Consider the following 15,887-nt stretch of genomic DNA (forward strand, 5'->3'; position numbering starts at 1 on the left):
TCAACGCGACAGCAACTGCCACGCCAACCGGGCAGCCGCCCGGGCGCCGTGGCCGTCCACGTCGAAGCGCGGGTTGTACTCGGCCATGTCAGCCAACCGCAGCTTGCCGCTGGCCTTGATCCGCAGCACTATCTCTTCGACCACGGACATCGGCACCCCATAGGGCGCTGGCGCGGACACCCCGGGCATGACCGCCGCAGGCAACACGTCGAGGTCGATCGTCAGGTACACATGGCGCGCTCGTGCCAGCAAGGCGTCCACGTTGGCCAGCCGGGCCTCCAGGTGGCGTTCCTGCATATCGTGGTCTTCGACCCAGACCGCGCCGACTTCCGCCGCGCGGGCGTAGAGCGCCGGCGTATTGGCCAGCCGCGACACGCCCAGGCAGGCGTATTGCAGTGCCTGGCCGCGCGCCTCGCAATAGCGCGCGATCTGGTCGAACGGCGTGCCCGAACTGCCCGGGCGCCCGGTGCGCAAGTCGAAGTGCGCGTCCAGGTTCAGCACCAGGATGGGGTCCGTGTCGCCGCGGGCCTCCAGCCAGCGGGCCAGCCCCTGGAAACTGCCCCAGGCGATCTCGTGCCCGCCGCCCAGGACCAGCGGGCGCGCGCCCTGCTCCAGCAGTTCCGCCACACGCAGGCCCAGGCGCTCCTGGGCATCTTCCAACTGATCCTCCACGCACACAACATCACCCGCGTCCAGCAAACGCGTCATGCCATGCGCGGGCAGGCCCGCCAGGAATTTACGGATGCCGGCGGGGCCTTCGGCCGCGCCGATACGCCCCTGGTTGCGCGCCACGCCCGCATCGCAGGCAAATCCCAACAACACCGGCTCGCCTTTTTCGGCCTGCCCTGCGTCGGCTTCGACGATATGTGCCAGACGGCGCGTGTCGCCTTGCTCGGCGCTGTCATCGCGCGCCTTCCACAGGCCCTTGTCCAATTGCAGAACGCTCATGCCGCCGCCCCCGCTCCGGCGCTCAGCACCGCCTGCAGGAATTCCCGGGTACGCGCTTCGCGCGGCTGGCTGAAGATGACTTCCGGCGGCCCGGATTCCAGGATCACCCCGCCATCCATCACGGCGACGACGTCGGCCACGTCGCGGGCAAAGCCCATTTCGTGCGTCACGACCATCATCGTCATGCCCTCGCGGGCCAGCAGCTTCATCACTTGCAGCACTTCGCCCACCAGCTCCGGATCCAGCGCCGAGGTCGGCTCGTCGAACAGCATTACCTTAGGCTGCATGGCCAGCGCCCGGGCGATGGCCACGCGCTGCTTTTGGCCGCCCGAAAGGCTGGCCGGCATGGCCGCTGTCTTTTGCGACAAGCCCACTTTGCGCAGCAGGTCTTCGGCCAGCGCGTTGGCTTCGCCGCGGCCCATGCCGCGCAGCGTGCGCGGCCCCACCGTCACGTTGTCCAGCACCGACAGATGGGGAAACAGGTTGAAGCCCTGGAACACCATGCCCACTTGCATGCGCAATTGGTTCAATTGCGCTTCCGGCAGCAGCATGCCGTCATCCAGCAAGGTGTGGCCGCAAATATCCACGGTGCCCTCTTGCGCCACTTCCAGCCCGTTGCAGCAGCGCAGCAAGGTGCTCTTGCCCGAACCGCTGGGCCCGATCACGACCACCACCTGCGAAGGCAGCACGTCGAAATCGATCCCGCGCAGCACGGCATGGTCGCCATAAGACTTGTGCAGGCCGCGGATGCGGATCATTTCCTGCGGATTGCCGAACTGGCTCATTGCACCATCCCCCCGGCGCGCAAACGGTGTTCCACCTTGCGCAAAATAACCATGGCGGCGGTAGTCAGGACCAGATAGATCAAGGCCACCACCAGATACGTTTCCAGCGAGCGATACGACACGCTGATGATCTTCTGCCCTTCGTGCATCAGATCGTGGATGGTCAACAGCGACACCAGCGCCGAGTTCTTGATCAGCGCGATGAACTCGTTGCCCAGCGGCGGGATCATCCGCACCACCGCCTGCGGCAGGATGATGATGCGCATGGCCTGCCCGGACGACATCCCCAGCGAACGCGCCGCTTCCGTCTGGCCGCGGTCCACGGATTGGATCGCGCCGCGCACGATTTCCGACACGTAGGCGCCGGAATACATGCCCAGGCCCAGCACGCCGCAGGCGAACGCCGGCAGCGTCACGCCAAACTGCGGCAGGCCAAAGAACCAGATGAACAACTGCACCAGCAAGGGCGTGCCGCGGAAAAACAGCAGGTAGGTGCTGCACAAGTGGTAGACGATGCGGCGCTGCGGGTTGAGCCGGCCGACGCCGACCAGCAAGCCGATGACGCAGCCCAGCAGCAAGGCGCCGGCAGTCACCTGGACGGTGACCAACGCGCCACGCAGCAGCGCGTCGAAGTCGGCGAAGACGGGGGCGAAATCCAGGTTCATTTCGCGGGCGCCTCGAACCACTTGGTCACGATGGCCTGGTAGCTGCCGTCGCTCTTCAACTTCTGCAGCGCGGCGTTCAGCTCACGGGTCAGTTCGGGCTTGCTCTTGGGCACGGCGATGCCGTAGTCCTCGGTCGTCACCTGATCGTTCAGCACGGTCAGGCCGGTCGTGCTTTGCGCGAACAGCTTGGCGGCGGGCTTGCCCGTCACGGCGGCATCGGCGCGGCCGATCTGCACCAGATTGAACATTTCCTGGTTCTTTTCGACTTCCACGCGTTGCACGGCCGGGAAGTGGTCCTTCAGATAGTTGACCGACTTGGTGCCGACCTGCACCGACACCTTGCGACCGTCCAGATCCTTCAGCGTCTTGATGGGGCCATCCGTCTTGGTCAGCACGACCAGACCGCCCGCGTAGTACGGGTCGGTGAAGTCCACGACCTTGCTGCGCTCGGGCGTGATGTAGATGGCGGACACGGCGATATCGGCGCGGCCAGCCTGCAGGGCGGGAATCAGGCCCTTGAAGTCGATGTCAATCCACTCGACCTTCTTGCCCATGGCGCCTGCCAGCGCTTCGACCAGTTCGATATCGAAGCCGGTGCGCTTGCCGTCTTTGACGAACTCCATCGGCGGGAAGGTGGCGTCGGTGACGGCGCGGATAGTTTCCTGGGCGTGCGCGGGGCCGGCGCTCCAGGCCAGGCCCAGCGTCAGGGCGGCGGTCAGCAATGTGCGGCGAGTGGTCATGGTCAGTCCTATGGGAAAGAGGTACGGCGATGAATACGGCGGAGGGATACGGCGACAGCAGCGGTACAGCATGGAATTCAAGGGCGCGGCGCAAGCCGGCAAACGTCGGGTCAGTGCACCTTCAGGCGGTCGGAAATGCGCCGCGCGGCGCCGACGGTCAGATCGATCAGCGCCTGGGGGCGCTGCGCGGCGCGCGTGGAGGGCGCCATCAGCGTGATGGAGGCCACGGCCTGGTTGGGGCGTTGGAAGATGGGCACGCTGACGCCCCAGACGCCGGCATCGACTTCGCTGTCGGTCACGGCATAGCCTTGGGCCCGGATCGTTTCCAGTTCATCGGCCAGGCGGGCGGCATCCACGCCAGCTTCGGCGGCCAGATAGGCAAGCGCGGTCTGCAAGCGCGCCTGCGGCATGAACGCCAACAGCGATTTCGCCGAGGCGCCGCGCGCCAGTGGCAGGCCCCGCCCCTTGGTGAAGGAACAGCGCAGCGGATGCTGGCTTTCCACCATGTCCAGGCACACGGCCTGGTCCTTGACCGCCACCAGCAAGCCGATGGTTTCTCCGGAGGCGGCGGCCAACGCGGTCATGTCGGGCTGCGCTTCGTGGATCAGGAAAGACGATTGGTCAAAGCCCCAGGCCAGTTGGACGCACAGCGGCCCCGGGCCATATTCGCCCTCGTGCTCGGCCACGAACCCCCAGCGTTTCAGCAACGCAACCTGGCGGTACAGCGTGCTTTGCGCCAGACCGGTCTTTTCGGCCAGCGCGGCGATGGTCAGCGTGCCGTCGTGCCGCGCCAAGGTGGCCAGCACATAAAGGACGCGATCCGCGCCTGCCCCTACCGAGGGATCCGACATCACTCTCAACTCCAATCAATATGGCGCTGAGATTATCAACTTCCGGCTAAATCAGTACTTTTCATTCCCGCTTATTGAGAAACAACAGGGAAAACCCCGAATTTGGGAATGAAAAAAGGCGCCCGAAGGCGCCCAGCCACCGCCCGCCATGGCCGGCGAACGGCGTCGGACGCCCCCCCCGAGGGGGCCGGGATCGGTATCAGGCCTGATGCGCGGTCGATCCCAGGATGCGTTCGGCGCAACGGGCCCAGTACAGCAGCCGGGCGTCCTCCTTGACGAAGCCCACCATCTGGAATCCCAGCGGCAAGCCATTGGGTCCACGCGCCACCGGCAACGTGATGGACGGGTTGTGCAATAAGGACCAGATGCGGATGAACGCCGAACTGCCGGTGCTGCTGGCCGGGGGCGCTTCCCCCAGCGTGGAGGGCATGGCCACGGCATCGACGCCCGCCGCCACGTCATAGAAGGCCCGGCGGCAGGCATCGGCCGCGTTCAGGGCGCCGGCGTAGTCCTCCGCCGACAATCCTTCGCCCAGGGTCAGATAGTCGATCAGCCCGGGATCGCACAGTGCGGCGTGATCGCGCTTGAGGGCCGCGTACTCGCGAGCCAGGTCGTAGGCCATGATCACGTCCTGCGCCTCGCCCATCGTCTCGAACGCCGCGGGCATGGCCAGTTCCGTCACCGTCACGCCCGCCGCCGACAAGGCGCGCAAGGTCGCCTCAAAACTCTCCCGCATGCAAGGTTCGGTGTCGGCCCAATCCTTGGGGCGCCAGACCCCCACCCGAAAATCGCGCCGCAGCGGCAGGCTGGGGTCGTAGCGCGGGTCGCCGGTGAAGGCGCGCATGAAAAGCGCCGCGTCGTCCACGCTGCGGGAGATCGGCCCGATCACGTCCAATACCCGCGAGTACCGGCGGATGCCGACGTAGGGAATAGCGTCCAGCGTGGGCTTGAACCCCACCGCGCCGCAAAAGGCGGATGGCCGCAGGATCGACCCCGCCGTCTGCGTGCCGATGGACAGCGGCGTCATGAAGTCGGCGACCGCCGCGGCCGAGCCTGCGGACGATGCCGCGGGCGTGCGGCTCAAATCATGCGGATTACGCGCGGGCCCGGGCAGCATGATGGCGTGCCGCGACACCGTGTTCTTGCCCAGTACGTTGAATCCCAGGGCGCGCGCTTGCGCCACGACCGGCGCGTCGGCCTCGGGTTGGCGCCCCGGGAAGATCTCCGGATCGCCCAGTTCGGTGGGCATGTCCGCGGTATCGATGGTGTCCTTGATGCCCAGTGGCACCCCGTCCAGCAAGCGCCGCCGGCCGTGGCGGTCCCATTCGCGTGCCCGCGCCAATGCGCCCTCGGCATCCACCCGCACCCAGGCCTGGACGCCGGCGTTGCGTTCATCGATCCGGTCCAGGCAGGCGCGCGCCCAGGCCTCGCAAGTCAAACTGCCCTGCGCAAGCGCCGCCATCCCCTCGGTGGCGGTCAAGGCGGCGATGGCGCCCGGCGCGGGGCGGCGCACGGCGGACGCCGGGCGGTCAATCGTGTCGGAAGTGGGCAAGGTGCGGCTCCTGGATGAAGATAAAGGGTGGCGGGCTACGGCGCGGCCGCCTCAGGCCGGCGGGCGGGCATCGGACGGAGGGCCGCCCCGCCCGATGTACAAATCGCTCATGTGCTGATTGGCCAGCAGGGCCTGCCCGGTGTCGGTCAGCACGATGCGGCCCGAATCCAGGATGTAGCCCCGGTCGCTGAACGCCAGCGCCTGGCGCGCGCGCTGCTCCACCATCAGCACGGCCACGCCGATCTTCGGCAAGCGGCGCACCTCGGCGAACACCTGTTCGGTCAGCGCCGGCGACAACGCGGCCGAGGGTTCGTCCAGCACCATCAGGCGCGGCGAAGACATCAGCGCCCTCGCGAACGCCAGTTGCTGTCGCTCGCCGCCGGACAGATTTTCGGCATGCGTCTTGCGGCGTCCGGCCAGGGCTGGAAACAGGTCGAACATGTCGCGGATGCGCTGATCGCGGGCCTGCACGTGTTCGACCACCTGCAGGTTTTCCAGCACGGTCAGGGCGCCGAACACGTTGCGAACCTGGGGCACATAAGAGATGCCGATGCGCACGCGTTCCTCGACGGGCAGCGCCAGCAAGTCCCGGCCGTCGAACGCCATCGCGCCCGCGATGCGCGGCAACAGCCCCATCACCGCCTTGACCAGCGTGGACTTGCCCGCGCCGTTGGTGCCAGCGATCGTGACGATCTCGTTGGCCGCCACGGTCATGTCGATCCCGCTGACGATGTCCACCTCGGCATAGCCGCCGGACAATCCCTGCATGACGAGCAGACTCATATCACCCCTCCCATGTAGGCTTCGCGCACGCGCTCGTTGGCCAGCACGCTATCGGGCGCGCCCTCTGCGATGACGCGCCCCCGATCCATCACGTACATGCGGGGCACGATCCGCGCCAATTCGTCCAGGTTGTGTTCGATGATCGCCACCGTCAGGCCACGCTGGTTCAATTCCACGATGCGCGCGGACAGCTCCTCGATCAGCACCGGGTTGACGCCCGCAAACGGCTCGTCCAGCAAGATGCAGCGTGGCTCCAGCATCAGCAGCCGGCCCAATTCCAAGAGCTTCTTCTGGCCGCCCGACAGCTTGCCGGCCGGCTCGTCCGCCACCCGCGACAGGTTCAGGAACGCCAGCAGTTCATGCACGCGTTCGGCATGGCGCGCCTCTTCGCGGGCCACCTCGCGGCGCGCGAAGACCAGTGCCATCAGCTTTTCGCCGCGCTGGTCGGGGGCCGCCGCCATCATGTTGTCAAAGACCGTCAACTGACTGAATTCGCGCGGCACCTGGAACGTGCGCGCCAACCCGCGTCGCACGCGTTGATGCACGGCTACGCCGGTGATGTCCTCGTCCGCGAACCGCACGCACCCCGTGGTGGGCGGAATGTAGCCCGTGACCACCGAAAACAGCGTGCTCTTGCCCGCGCCATTGGTGCCGATCACCCCGACCAGTTCGCCTTTGCGCACTTCGAGCGTGACGTCGTCCAGCGCCTTGAAGCCGCCGAAGCTGGCGCTCAGCCCGGTGATGGAAAGCAGCGTCATGCCTTTCTCCTGCGTGTGGAGGTATTGCCGAACAGGCCCTGCGGCCGATACAGCACCACGCAGATAAGCGCGATGCCGATGATGCCGATCCGTACACTGGCCATCTGGACTTCCGAGATGCCCCCCACGAAGTCCCGCACGAAGCGCGATCCCTCCAGGAATCCGACCAGCAGCACCGTTCCGGCCACGACGCCGCTCAAGCGCCCCACGCCGCCCAGGATGATGGCAATCCATATGTAGAACGTGATTAGCGGCACGAACTGCTCGGGGCTGATGAAGGTCAGGTAGTGCGCCTGGAACGCGCCGGCCAGCCCGGCCAGCCCCGCGCCCAGCATCAGCGACCGCGTCTTGAACTTGGCTGGGTCCTTGCCCAGGGCGCGAACGGCAACCTCGTTGTCGCGCACCGCTTCGATGACGCGTCCGAAGGGACTGCGGATCACCAGATGGATCAGCAGCAACGCGCCCGCGTTCACGGCCAACAACAGCACCATGATCCACAGGTCCACGGTTTGCGGCGACGCCCAGCCGGCGAACAGGCGCGGGATGCCAGGCAGGCCGTGCATGCCGCGCGTCAGCCATTCCTCGGTCTGCAAGACCATGCGCACGGATTCCGAAAACCCCAAGGTCACGATGGCCAGGTAGTCGCTGCCCAGCCGCAACGCGATCATGCCCAGCGGATAGGCCGCCAGGGCCGCGAACGCGGCCGCCGCCGCCATGGACACCGGCACCGGCACGCCCTTCAGCGACAGCAGCGCCGACGTATACGCGCCGATCGCGAAGAAGCCGACGTGGCCGAAATTAATCAAGCCGGTGAACCCGTAGTGCAGCGACAGGCCGAAGGCCAGCAGCATGTAGATCAGGATCCCGATGGCGATTGCAATCAGATAGGCTTCCATCATGTCACCTCGCCGCCATCGGCCGGCCAAAAATACCCTGGGGACGCAGCAGCAGCACGCATAGCAGCACCGCGAATGCGAAGACGATCTTGTAGGCCGGCCCCACCACCAGACTGGCGACTTCCTGGGCAATGCTGAACACCATGATCCCGACAATGGCGCCCACCGGATTGCCGATCCCGCCCAGGATCACCGCCGCGAACATGGGCATCAGCAATTCCCAGCCCAGCTCGGGAATCACCACCGCTTTCACGCCCAGCAGCACGCCGCCCAGGCCGCAATAGGCCCCGGTGATGCTCCACAGCGTGACCATCACGCGTCGCCCGCGGATGCCGCTGGCCGCCGCCAGCTCGGGGTTGTCGGCCACGGCCCGCATGCGGCGCCCGGTCGGCGTCATGTGCATCAGGGCGAAGACCAGCGCCAGCGCCGCCACTGCGATGCCCACGATGGCGACGTCGGCGGGCAGGATCCGCACACCGCCGAAGTTCCAGGCCCGGGTCAGGGGAAGGTCAAAGGTGTATTGGTCTTGCCCGGCAAAGAAGGTGATCGTGCTGCGCAAGGCGAACGCGACGCCGATCGAAGCGATCAGCCGGGACACGTTGGAACGGGACTCCAGCGGCCGGAACACCCAGGCATAGAAGAACAGGCTGACGGCGGTGGTCGCCGCGACAGCGGCCAGGCCGCCCGCCAGCATGGACCCGCCGGCCAACGCCTGGGTGAACACGGCCGCATAGGCCCCCAGCGTCATGTAGTCGCCGCTGGCGGCGTTGGGAAAGCGGGCAATGCCGAACACCAGCGTAATCGCCAGTGCCGGCAATGCCAGCAGCATCCCGATCACAACGCCGTTGATCCCGGCGTTGATGACGGTGATTGCATCCATCTTATATTCCCCTTGGAATGGCCGTCAGACCTTGCCGGCGATGACTTCGTTAAGCACCAGCTTGCCGTCGCGGATGTCGAACACGCCGAAATCGGGCACGGTCTCGCCCTGCTTGCCGAAGTCCAGCCGCGAAGAGGCGCCGTCGTAGTCCACCGGTTTACCGGCGCGCAACAACGCCTGCCCCTGGGCAAAGCCGCTGACTTTCTCGCCGCCGCCCGCCCCCGTCACCGTGCGGATCTTGCCGTTGATGGCCGCCACATCCGCACGCGCGCCCGCCGCCTCGATGGCCAGCGCCAGCGTGATCACCATGTCGTAGGACTGCGACGCAAAAATATCCGGCTCGCGCTTCGTGCGCTTGCGGAATTCGGCTGCGAAACGTTTGTACGCCTGATGCTCGTGCGCCGCCACGTTCGAGATCGAGATGATGCCTTCCGTTGCCTCTTTGCCCAGCGCCTTGACCAGGTCTTCATTGGCGGTCCAGCCCGGCATGATGAACTTGCAGTCCTGGCCGGTCTGGAACCATTCCTTCAGGATGATGGTGGCATCGGGCCGGTACGCACTAAGCGAAATCACATCGGGTTTGGACGCCAGCACCTTGTTCAGTTCGGTGCGGTACGTGGTCTGGTTGGGCTCGTAGACCGTGAACGCACTGACGTCCCCGCCCTTCTCCCGCCACGCATCGCGGAAATAGTTGGCCTGCCCGACAAAGGTGGAATTGTTGAACGCCATCACCGCCGGCCGCTTGAAGCCGCGCTGGCGCGCCACTTCGGCGAAGGCGCGGCCAAACACGGCATTGGACGCCTGGAACATCCACGCCAGCCCCTGCTTGTTCTCGGTCAGCATCTCGGGCGCGCCGCAGGTGTTCATGGTGATGAGCCCCGCCGCGTTCGTGATCGGCATGGCGGCCAGCCCCACCGACGATGGCCAGATGCCCACCACCGCTTCGGCCTTGTTGATCTCGATGAGCTTCTTCACCGCCAGTACGGCGGCATCGGGTTTGGTCTGGTCGTCTTCGGCGTACAGCTGAATCTGCCGGCCCGCCGCGCCGCCCGCGGCGTTCACTTCCGCAATGGCGATCTTGATGGCCTCCAGCATGGCGGGGCCATACGGCCCGCCGACGCCAGTGATGGAGTTAAGCGCCCCCAACCGGAAAGGCGGGGCCGCCTGGGCCTGTGCCCAGGCCAGGCCGGGCACCGCGCCTGCCGCCGCCAGTGCGGCGCTGGCGGCGAGGAAATCGCGTCGGGAAAGATGAGTAGGCTGCGTCATGAAGGTTCCTTGCGGCGTGAACATCGTTGTTCAACTTCGAATAGCCGCCGGCGTAGGCCACGCCGGCGTCCCCTGTAGCTTGGATGCGACTTCGGTACTGCCTGCTGCGGATGCCGGGACTACGCGATCACCCCCCGCGCGCGCATGCCCGCGATCCTGTCTTCGGACACGCCAAAGCGCTTCAGCACGTCGTCGGTGTGCTGGCCCATCAGCGGCGCCGCGGTGCGCAGCGCGCCCGGCGTCCGCGAGAATTTGGTGGGGATGCCAAGGGTCTTCATCACCCCCAGCGTGGGGTGGTCCAGTTCCTGCACCATGCCGCGCGCCAGATAGTGCGGGTCTTGCATTGCCTGGCCGAAATCGTTGATGGGCCCGCAAGGCACCGAGGCCCGTTCGCAGCGCGCGATCCATTCCGCGGCGTCGGCACGGGCGAACTCGGCCTCAAGAATGGGTTCCAGTTCGGCGATATTCGCCAGCCGGTCGGAGTTGGTGACGAAACGCGGGTCGGCGATCAGTTCGGGGCGCTCCAGCACATCGGCGCACAGGCGTTCCCAGGTGCGCTGGTTGGCGGCGCCGATCATGATGAACCCCATGCGCGTGCCGAACGCCTGGTACGGCGCGGACACCCGGTGGCGGCTGCCCGTGCCTTCTGGCACGGTGCCGTCGGCAAAGTAGGCGGCGGCCTCCCACACGAACCATGGCAAGCCGCATTCGGCCAGCGCGATATCGATGTGCTGGCCTTCGCCCGTCTTCATCTGGTGGATGCAGGCGGCCAGGATGGCATAAACCGCCGTCAGCCCCGCGCCCACGTCATAGATGGCGATGCCGGACTTCAACGGCCGTCCGCCCGGTTCGCCCGTCATGCTCATGATGCCGCTCATGCCTTGCGCCACCAGGTCGAAGCCGCCCTTGCCCGCATACGGCCCGGACTGGCCATAGCCGGAAATCGAGCAATACACCAGGCGCGGATTGATCCGCGAAAGCGTCTCGTAGTCCACCCCCAAAGACCGGGTCACGCCCACGCGGTAGTTCTCGACCACCACGTCGGCCCAGCGCGCCAGTTCATACAGCACCTCACGCGCCTCGGGGTCTTTCAAATTCAGCGCGATGCCCTGCTTGTTGCGGTTGATCTGTGCGAAGCAGGTGGACTCCCCGTTCACATAGGGGCCCATCTCGCGGGAATCGTCGCCCGTGCCGGTCTTCTCGACCTTGATGACCTCGGCGCCCAGGTCGGCCAGCACCATCGTGCAATACGGGCCGGCCATGATCTGGGACAGATCCAGGATCTTGATGCCGGCCAGGGGGGATGCAGCGTGAGTCATGTCGGATCCGTCGGAGTCGGTGGCCGGTCAGCGGCCGGTGAAAACAGGAACTTGCTTGCTGGCGAACGCCATGCGTCCACGCCGATAATCCTCGGTGCCAAAGCAGGCATAGGCTTCGCGGCGCTCGGCCTCGGTCAGCGGGCGGCCTGCGCGCAACTGGCCGGCGAACCGCTTGTGCCAGCGATTCACCAGCGGCGCGGCGGCGGCGATGCGGCTCGCCGCGGCATAGGCCTGCTCGACGACGTGTTCGTCATCCACGACGCGGGTCAGCAGGCCTTTGGCCATGGCTTCGTCGGCGCCAAAGACGTGGCCTTCCAACAGAATCTCCAGCACGCGCGTGGCGCCGATGACCGCAATCAGGTCCGCCAGTTCCTGGTGGTCGACGGTCAGGCCGATGCGATTGACGGGGATGCCGAATCGGCTGCTCCGTCCGGCGATCCGGATGTCGCACAATGCGGCCAGCTCCAGCCCGCCCCCTACGCATACGCCTTCGATGCAGGCCAGCGTGGGATGGCGCAGATGCTTCAGCCGGTCCGTCATCGATAGCGTGAAGGCGGCATAGTCCGCCGCCTGCGCCGCGCCGTCGCGATCGTCGCCAAAACCCGCGATGTCGCTGCCGGCGCAAAAAGCGCCGCCCGCGCCGCGCAACACCACGCAGCGCACGGCATCATCCGCGTCCAGTTCGCCCATGACGCGGCCGAAATCCCGGTACATGTCCAACGTAAAGGCGTTGCGCTTGGCCGGACGGTTCATCAGCACGGTGGCCACGCCGTCCGGTTCACGGCTCAGGTCGATGCTCATGCCGCCTCCTCAAGCCGCAGCTCGGTGCCTTGCAGCACCACGCGGCCATCCAGGGCCAGCGTGGCGTCCGTGACAATGGTGTCGTAATGCGCCGCCGCCTTGACCGTGCCGCCGATATAGGCGCTGGTGCCCAGCGCCAGCTGGATCGATCCGTAGACGGACTCGTCCGACAGCATGGTGCCGTCCAGCTCGCAGCGCGGATTCATGCCAACGCCCAGCTCGCCCAGGTTGTAGACCAGCGGGTCGTTGAAGCTGGCCAGCAGGTCGCGGAACTGACGGGCCACTCCGCCGCCTTCGATAGCCACGGCCATCCCTTTCTCGATATGGATGCGAACCGGTTCGTCGCGGATCAGCGATACGCCGGGAATGCTGGCGTTCACCACGATCACCCCCTCGGCCGTCCCTTCCACCGGCGCCAGGCTGGACTCCAGGCAATACCCGGCCGAAATGTCTGTCGTATTGGCAAAGCCGTGCAGCGCCCGGCCCCGGCGGCCAGCGATGCTCATCGTGACGTCCGTGCCCAGCGCCGTCGTCACCCGGGCCGTGTCCGCCCGCGTCAGGGCGTCGGCCAGGCCTTCGATCTGTGGTCGCAACGCGTCAAAGTCGGCGTCCCAGCCTTCGGCCAGGAAGAAGTCGGCCTGATGCGATTCCGGCAGGACGATGACCCCCACGCCCGCACGGGTGGCCGCTTGGCGCGCATCCGTATGCGCGGCATTGGCGCGGGTCAGCGCGATCACCAGGTCCGCGGCCCGCATGGCCTGCGCGACCACGGGCGAGAACTGGCGGCCGTGGCGCGTCGAGCCGGCGATCTGCAACAGATTCAACCCCGCGCCCGCCTCGTCCACGGCAATGGCCAAGGGTTCGACATTGTGGTCGGTGTGCAGGTCGTACAGCACCAGCACTTCCATGCCGGGCCGGGCGGCGCCCAATTGGCTGACGACTTTGCGGGCGTTCTTCAGTTTCAACAAGGTATGCATGAAATCCCCCTTTATGCCGCTTGCGGCGTGCCGGCTACCGGCGGGCCATCGGCCACAACCCAGTGAACCCACTATATTCTTGTGCGTTTTATTGTGTCAACGTTAATTTACAATTAAGTATTCTTGATTGTGCACAATCTTGAGTTCAAAATAATGCTATGCTTGCCGCGACTCAATCCAGGTGCTTTCATGCCCACTAAACGCGCCAATCCCCCCTCTGACGCCGCCCCGACAGAACAGCGCAAGGCGGCCTCGACCCACGACGTCATTCGCGATCTGCGCGAACGCATCGCCTCGCAAGCGCTGTTGCCCGGCACCCGCGTGCCCGAAGAGGATCTGGCCCAGGCCTACGACATCCCGCGCGCCAAGGCGCGGGAGGTGCTGGCCACGCTGGAAGACCGTTCGCTGGTGGAACGCGTGCCCAACAAAGGCGCGGTCGTGGCGCTGGTGGACATGGAAACCACGTATCGCCTCTATCAGGTGCGAGAGGCGTTGGACGGGTTGGCCGTGCGGCTGGCAATCGCCAATGCGACGCCCGCTGATTGGGCGGCCATGCAGGCCCTGCTGGGCGAACCCTTCGAACAAAGCCTGAAGAACGGCGACATCGAGGCCCACGTGGCCACGATTGAACAATTCCGCAATCACGTCAAAGAACTGGCGGGCAACCCCGTGCTTAGCGACATGATCGAACGCATCTACGACCGCACCCGCGTGTCGATGCGCCGCGTGGCGTTGCTGCCGGGCCGTTCAGAAATGGGAATCAAGCAATATCGCGCCCTGCTGGACGCGATGGTTCGCGGCGACGCCGACGAAGCCGAGCGCTGCGTGCGCGAATTGAACGCCAGCGCCCGCGAATATATCGAGCGCTACAAGAACTACGTCATCTAAGCGGCGACGACAGTCCCGGCGGCCGGGCCCAGCCAGCATTGGCTGACGGCCCGAGCCGCGCCTGTGGGCCTCAGGGCGAGGCCGGCGTGTCGTAGTTGTTCAGCCGCACGCCGGACACACCGCCCACGCTGGGCGATGGCGCAGGCGCGGACGCGGCCGGCGCAGGCTGCGCCTGGGGCGCTGCCGTCGGGGTGACCGCTTCCGGCGCCGGAGCCGCCTGCGCGCCTTCGGGGGCCGGGTTTGCCGCCCGGCGCGCACGCTTGGCGTCGTCGGCGCTGGCCACCATCGCAGTCAGTTCGGTCGCCAGAGAGGCCGACTTGCCGTTGCGCGCCCAGTCAGCCGCGCTCTGGCCTTTCAGGTCGCGCGTCGTCACATCGGCGCCCGATTTCAGCAGCAGGTCCACCATCGCCTTGTTGCCGCCCAGCGCCGCCATCATCAGCGGCGTCTCGCCGCCTGGCGCCGGGGCGTTGACGATGGCCTTCCTGGACAGCAGCAGGCGCGCCATCTCCATCTGCCCCTTGGAGGCCGCGTAGTGCAACGGCGTCCATCCCAACCGATTGACCTGGGCCCCGCGTGCAATCAGCTGTTTCGCCCGCTCGGTCTGCCCCGCGATCGCCAGGTACATCAGCGGCGTTTCGCCCGCCGGATTCTCGGCATTCACGTCGGTGCGCTTGTCGGCCGCGATCACGTCGAACACCTTCCAGGCGCCATCCACCACCGCGCGCATCAATGCGGGCTGGCCGTTCTGGTAGCGCACGTTGGGATCGGACCCCTGGGCCAGCAGTTCTTTGATGTCGTTGGGATAGTCGTTGGCGACGTACACCCACCAGTCGCCGGCGTTGGCGGCGTGCGCCGCAGGGGTCGCCAATCCGACGGCCAGCGCCAGCAGCGCCCCCCGGCAATGCGACAACAGGACGTGACGAGCGGTCGAAGCGTGGGCGGTCATGGCTATCCTAGCGTTCACATTAAATAATCGGGTTTGAATTATTTCTTTATCTTATTGAAAAGACGGAAGAAATTTTCGGTTGAGGCCCGTGCCACCTCGGCCACGGTGATGCCTCGGAGGTCGGCGATCTTCTCTGCCACATGGATCACCTTGGAAGGATCGTTGAGCTTGCCCCGATACGGCACGGGCGCCAGGTACGGCGAGTCCGTCTCGATCAGCAGGCGGTCCAGCGGCACCTTGGCCGCCACTTCGTGCACCACCTGGGCGTTCTTGAACGTGACGATGCCCGACAGCGAAATGTAAAAATTCTGGTCCAGCGCGGCTTGCGCCACTTCCCAGTTCTCGGTGAAGCAGTGCATGACCCCGCCCACCTCCGACGCGCGCTCTTCTTGCAGCATGCGCACCGTGTCCTCGGCGGACGAACGCGTATGGACGATCAGCGGCAAGCCCGTATCGCGGGCGGCGCGGATGTGGCGACGGAAGCGTTCGCGCTGCCAGTCCAGCGGCTCAGACAACCGGTAGTAATCCAGCCCGGTCTCGCCGATGGCCACGACCTTCGGATGTTCGGACAACCGGGCCAGCTCTTCCGGGGTGGGGTCCGGCGTGTCTTCGTAATCGGGATGCACGCCCACCGAGGCCCACAGATTGGGCTGCGGCTCGACCAGCGCCATCAGGCCAGGCCATTCGGGCATGTTGACGCTGACGACCAGCGCGTGGGTCACCTGGTTGGCGGCCATCCGGTCAAGGATGGCCGGCAGATCAGCGGCCAGTTCCGGAAAATTCAAATGACAGTGGGAATCGACGTACATGTTTTGACTACGAAAAAAGAGCC

The 15,887-nt window shown here is 66.1% G+C and carries 17 protein-coding genes; 1 reads left to right on the top strand and 16 read right to left on the bottom strand.

Going from position 1 to position 15,887, the window contains the following annotated elements; translation table 11 throughout:
• The 14 genes from hutG to CQ050_RS25795 form a co-directional block, all read right to left on the bottom strand.
• Nucleotides 1-948: a formimidoylglutamase gene (hutG, locus tag CQ050_RS25730; RefSeq protein WP_105559653.1), complete on the bottom strand. Its 948-nt coding sequence runs from the start codon at nucleotides 946-948 to the stop codon at nucleotides 1-3.
• Complete coding sequence (locus CQ050_RS25735) at nucleotides 945-1,733, bottom strand: amino acid ABC transporter ATP-binding protein (RefSeq protein WP_105559654.1); 789 nt, start codon at nucleotides 1,731-1,733, stop codon at nucleotides 945-947. The genes hutG and CQ050_RS25735 overlap by 4 nt, the downstream gene beginning before the upstream one ends.
• On the bottom strand, nucleotides 1,730-2,398 hold the full coding sequence (locus tag CQ050_RS25740; protein ID WP_105559655.1) for an amino acid ABC transporter permease: 669 nt from the start codon (nucleotides 2,396-2,398) through the stop codon (nucleotides 1,730-1,732). Before CQ050_RS25740 ends, CQ050_RS25735 begins: the two co-directional genes overlap by 4 nt.
• Nucleotides 2,395-3,138 carry a transporter substrate-binding domain-containing protein gene (locus tag CQ050_RS25745; RefSeq protein WP_105559656.1) on the bottom strand — a complete coding sequence of 248 codons (744 nt, stop codon included), beginning with the start codon at nucleotides 3,136-3,138 and terminating at the stop codon, nucleotides 2,395-2,397. The genes CQ050_RS25740 and CQ050_RS25745 overlap by 4 nt, the downstream gene beginning before the upstream one ends.
• A gap of 110 nt (nucleotides 3,139-3,248) precedes the next feature.
• On the bottom strand, nucleotides 3,249-3,989 hold the full coding sequence (locus tag CQ050_RS25750; protein ID WP_105559657.1) for an IclR family transcriptional regulator: 741 nt from the start codon (nucleotides 3,987-3,989) through the stop codon (nucleotides 3,249-3,251).
• Between the two features lie 199 nt (nucleotides 3,990-4,188).
• A complete protein-coding gene (locus tag CQ050_RS25755; protein WP_105559658.1) occupies nucleotides 4,189-5,541 on the bottom strand; it encodes an amidase in 1,353 nt (450 codons plus the stop codon).
• Nucleotides 5,542-5,592: 51 nt separating this feature from the next.
• Nucleotides 5,593-6,324 (bottom strand): ABC transporter ATP-binding protein, encoded by a 732-nt coding sequence (locus CQ050_RS25760; RefSeq protein ID WP_105559660.1) that lies wholly within the window; start codon nucleotides 6,322-6,324, stop codon nucleotides 5,593-5,595.
• Entirely contained in the window at nucleotides 6,321-7,082 is a 762-nt protein-coding gene (locus CQ050_RS25765; RefSeq protein ID WP_105559661.1) for an ABC transporter ATP-binding protein, read from the bottom strand. The genes CQ050_RS25760 and CQ050_RS25765 overlap by 4 nt, the downstream gene beginning before the upstream one ends.
• On the bottom strand, nucleotides 7,079-7,981 hold the full coding sequence (locus CQ050_RS25770) for a branched-chain amino acid ABC transporter permease (RefSeq protein WP_199196934.1): 903 nt from the start codon (nucleotides 7,979-7,981) through the stop codon (nucleotides 7,079-7,081). The genes CQ050_RS25765 and CQ050_RS25770 overlap by 4 nt, the downstream gene beginning before the upstream one ends.
• 1 nt (nucleotide 7,982) lies before the next feature.
• Nucleotides 7,983-8,858, bottom strand: coding sequence for a branched-chain amino acid ABC transporter permease (locus tag CQ050_RS25775; protein WP_105559663.1), 876 nt, complete (start codon nucleotides 8,856-8,858; stop codon nucleotides 7,983-7,985).
• A 24-nt stretch (nucleotides 8,859-8,882) separates the two neighbouring features.
• A complete protein-coding gene (locus tag CQ050_RS25780) occupies nucleotides 8,883-10,124 on the bottom strand; it encodes an ABC transporter substrate-binding protein (RefSeq protein WP_233214292.1) in 1,242 nt (413 codons plus the stop codon).
• A gap of 119 nt (nucleotides 10,125-10,243) precedes the next feature.
• The gene (locus CQ050_RS25785; RefSeq protein WP_105559666.1) at nucleotides 10,244-11,443 is read right to left on the bottom strand and encodes a CaiB/BaiF CoA-transferase family protein; all 1,200 of its coding nucleotides are present in this window, start codon (nucleotides 11,441-11,443) and stop codon (nucleotides 10,244-10,246) included.
• A gap of 27 nt (nucleotides 11,444-11,470) precedes the next feature.
• Entirely contained in the window at nucleotides 11,471-12,244 is a 774-nt protein-coding gene (locus CQ050_RS25790) for an enoyl-CoA hydratase/isomerase family protein (RefSeq protein WP_105559667.1), read from the bottom strand.
• The gene (locus CQ050_RS25795) at nucleotides 12,241-13,221 is read right to left on the bottom strand and encodes an aminopeptidase (RefSeq protein ID WP_105559669.1); all 981 of its coding nucleotides are present in this window, start codon (nucleotides 13,219-13,221) and stop codon (nucleotides 12,241-12,243) included. Before CQ050_RS25795 ends, CQ050_RS25790 begins: the two co-directional genes overlap by 4 nt.
• A 189-nt stretch (nucleotides 13,222-13,410) precedes the next feature.
• Between CQ050_RS25795 and CQ050_RS25800 the strand changes: the two genes are divergently transcribed.
• Nucleotides 13,411-14,109, top strand: a complete 699-nt coding sequence (locus CQ050_RS25800) for a GntR family transcriptional regulator (RefSeq protein WP_105559670.1) — start codon at nucleotides 13,411-13,413, stop codon at nucleotides 14,107-14,109.
• 70 nt (nucleotides 14,110-14,179) lie between these two features.
• Here CQ050_RS25800 and CQ050_RS25805 read toward each other — a convergent pair whose 3' ends face one another.
• Both CQ050_RS25805 and CQ050_RS25810 read right to left on the bottom strand, forming a co-directional pair.
• Nucleotides 14,180-15,055, bottom strand: coding sequence for an ankyrin repeat domain-containing protein (locus CQ050_RS25805; RefSeq protein ID WP_105559671.1), 876 nt, complete (start codon nucleotides 15,053-15,055; stop codon nucleotides 14,180-14,182).
• Between the two features lie 38 nt (nucleotides 15,056-15,093).
• Nucleotides 15,094-15,864, bottom strand: a complete 771-nt coding sequence (locus CQ050_RS25810) for a TatD family hydrolase (RefSeq protein WP_105559673.1) — start codon at nucleotides 15,862-15,864, stop codon at nucleotides 15,094-15,096.
• Nucleotides 15,865-15,887: the final 23 nt, after the last annotated feature.

This window comes from Achromobacter sp. MYb9 (assembly GCF_002975275.1).
GTDB lineage: Bacteria > Pseudomonadota > Gammaproteobacteria > Burkholderiales > Burkholderiaceae_B > Achromobacter.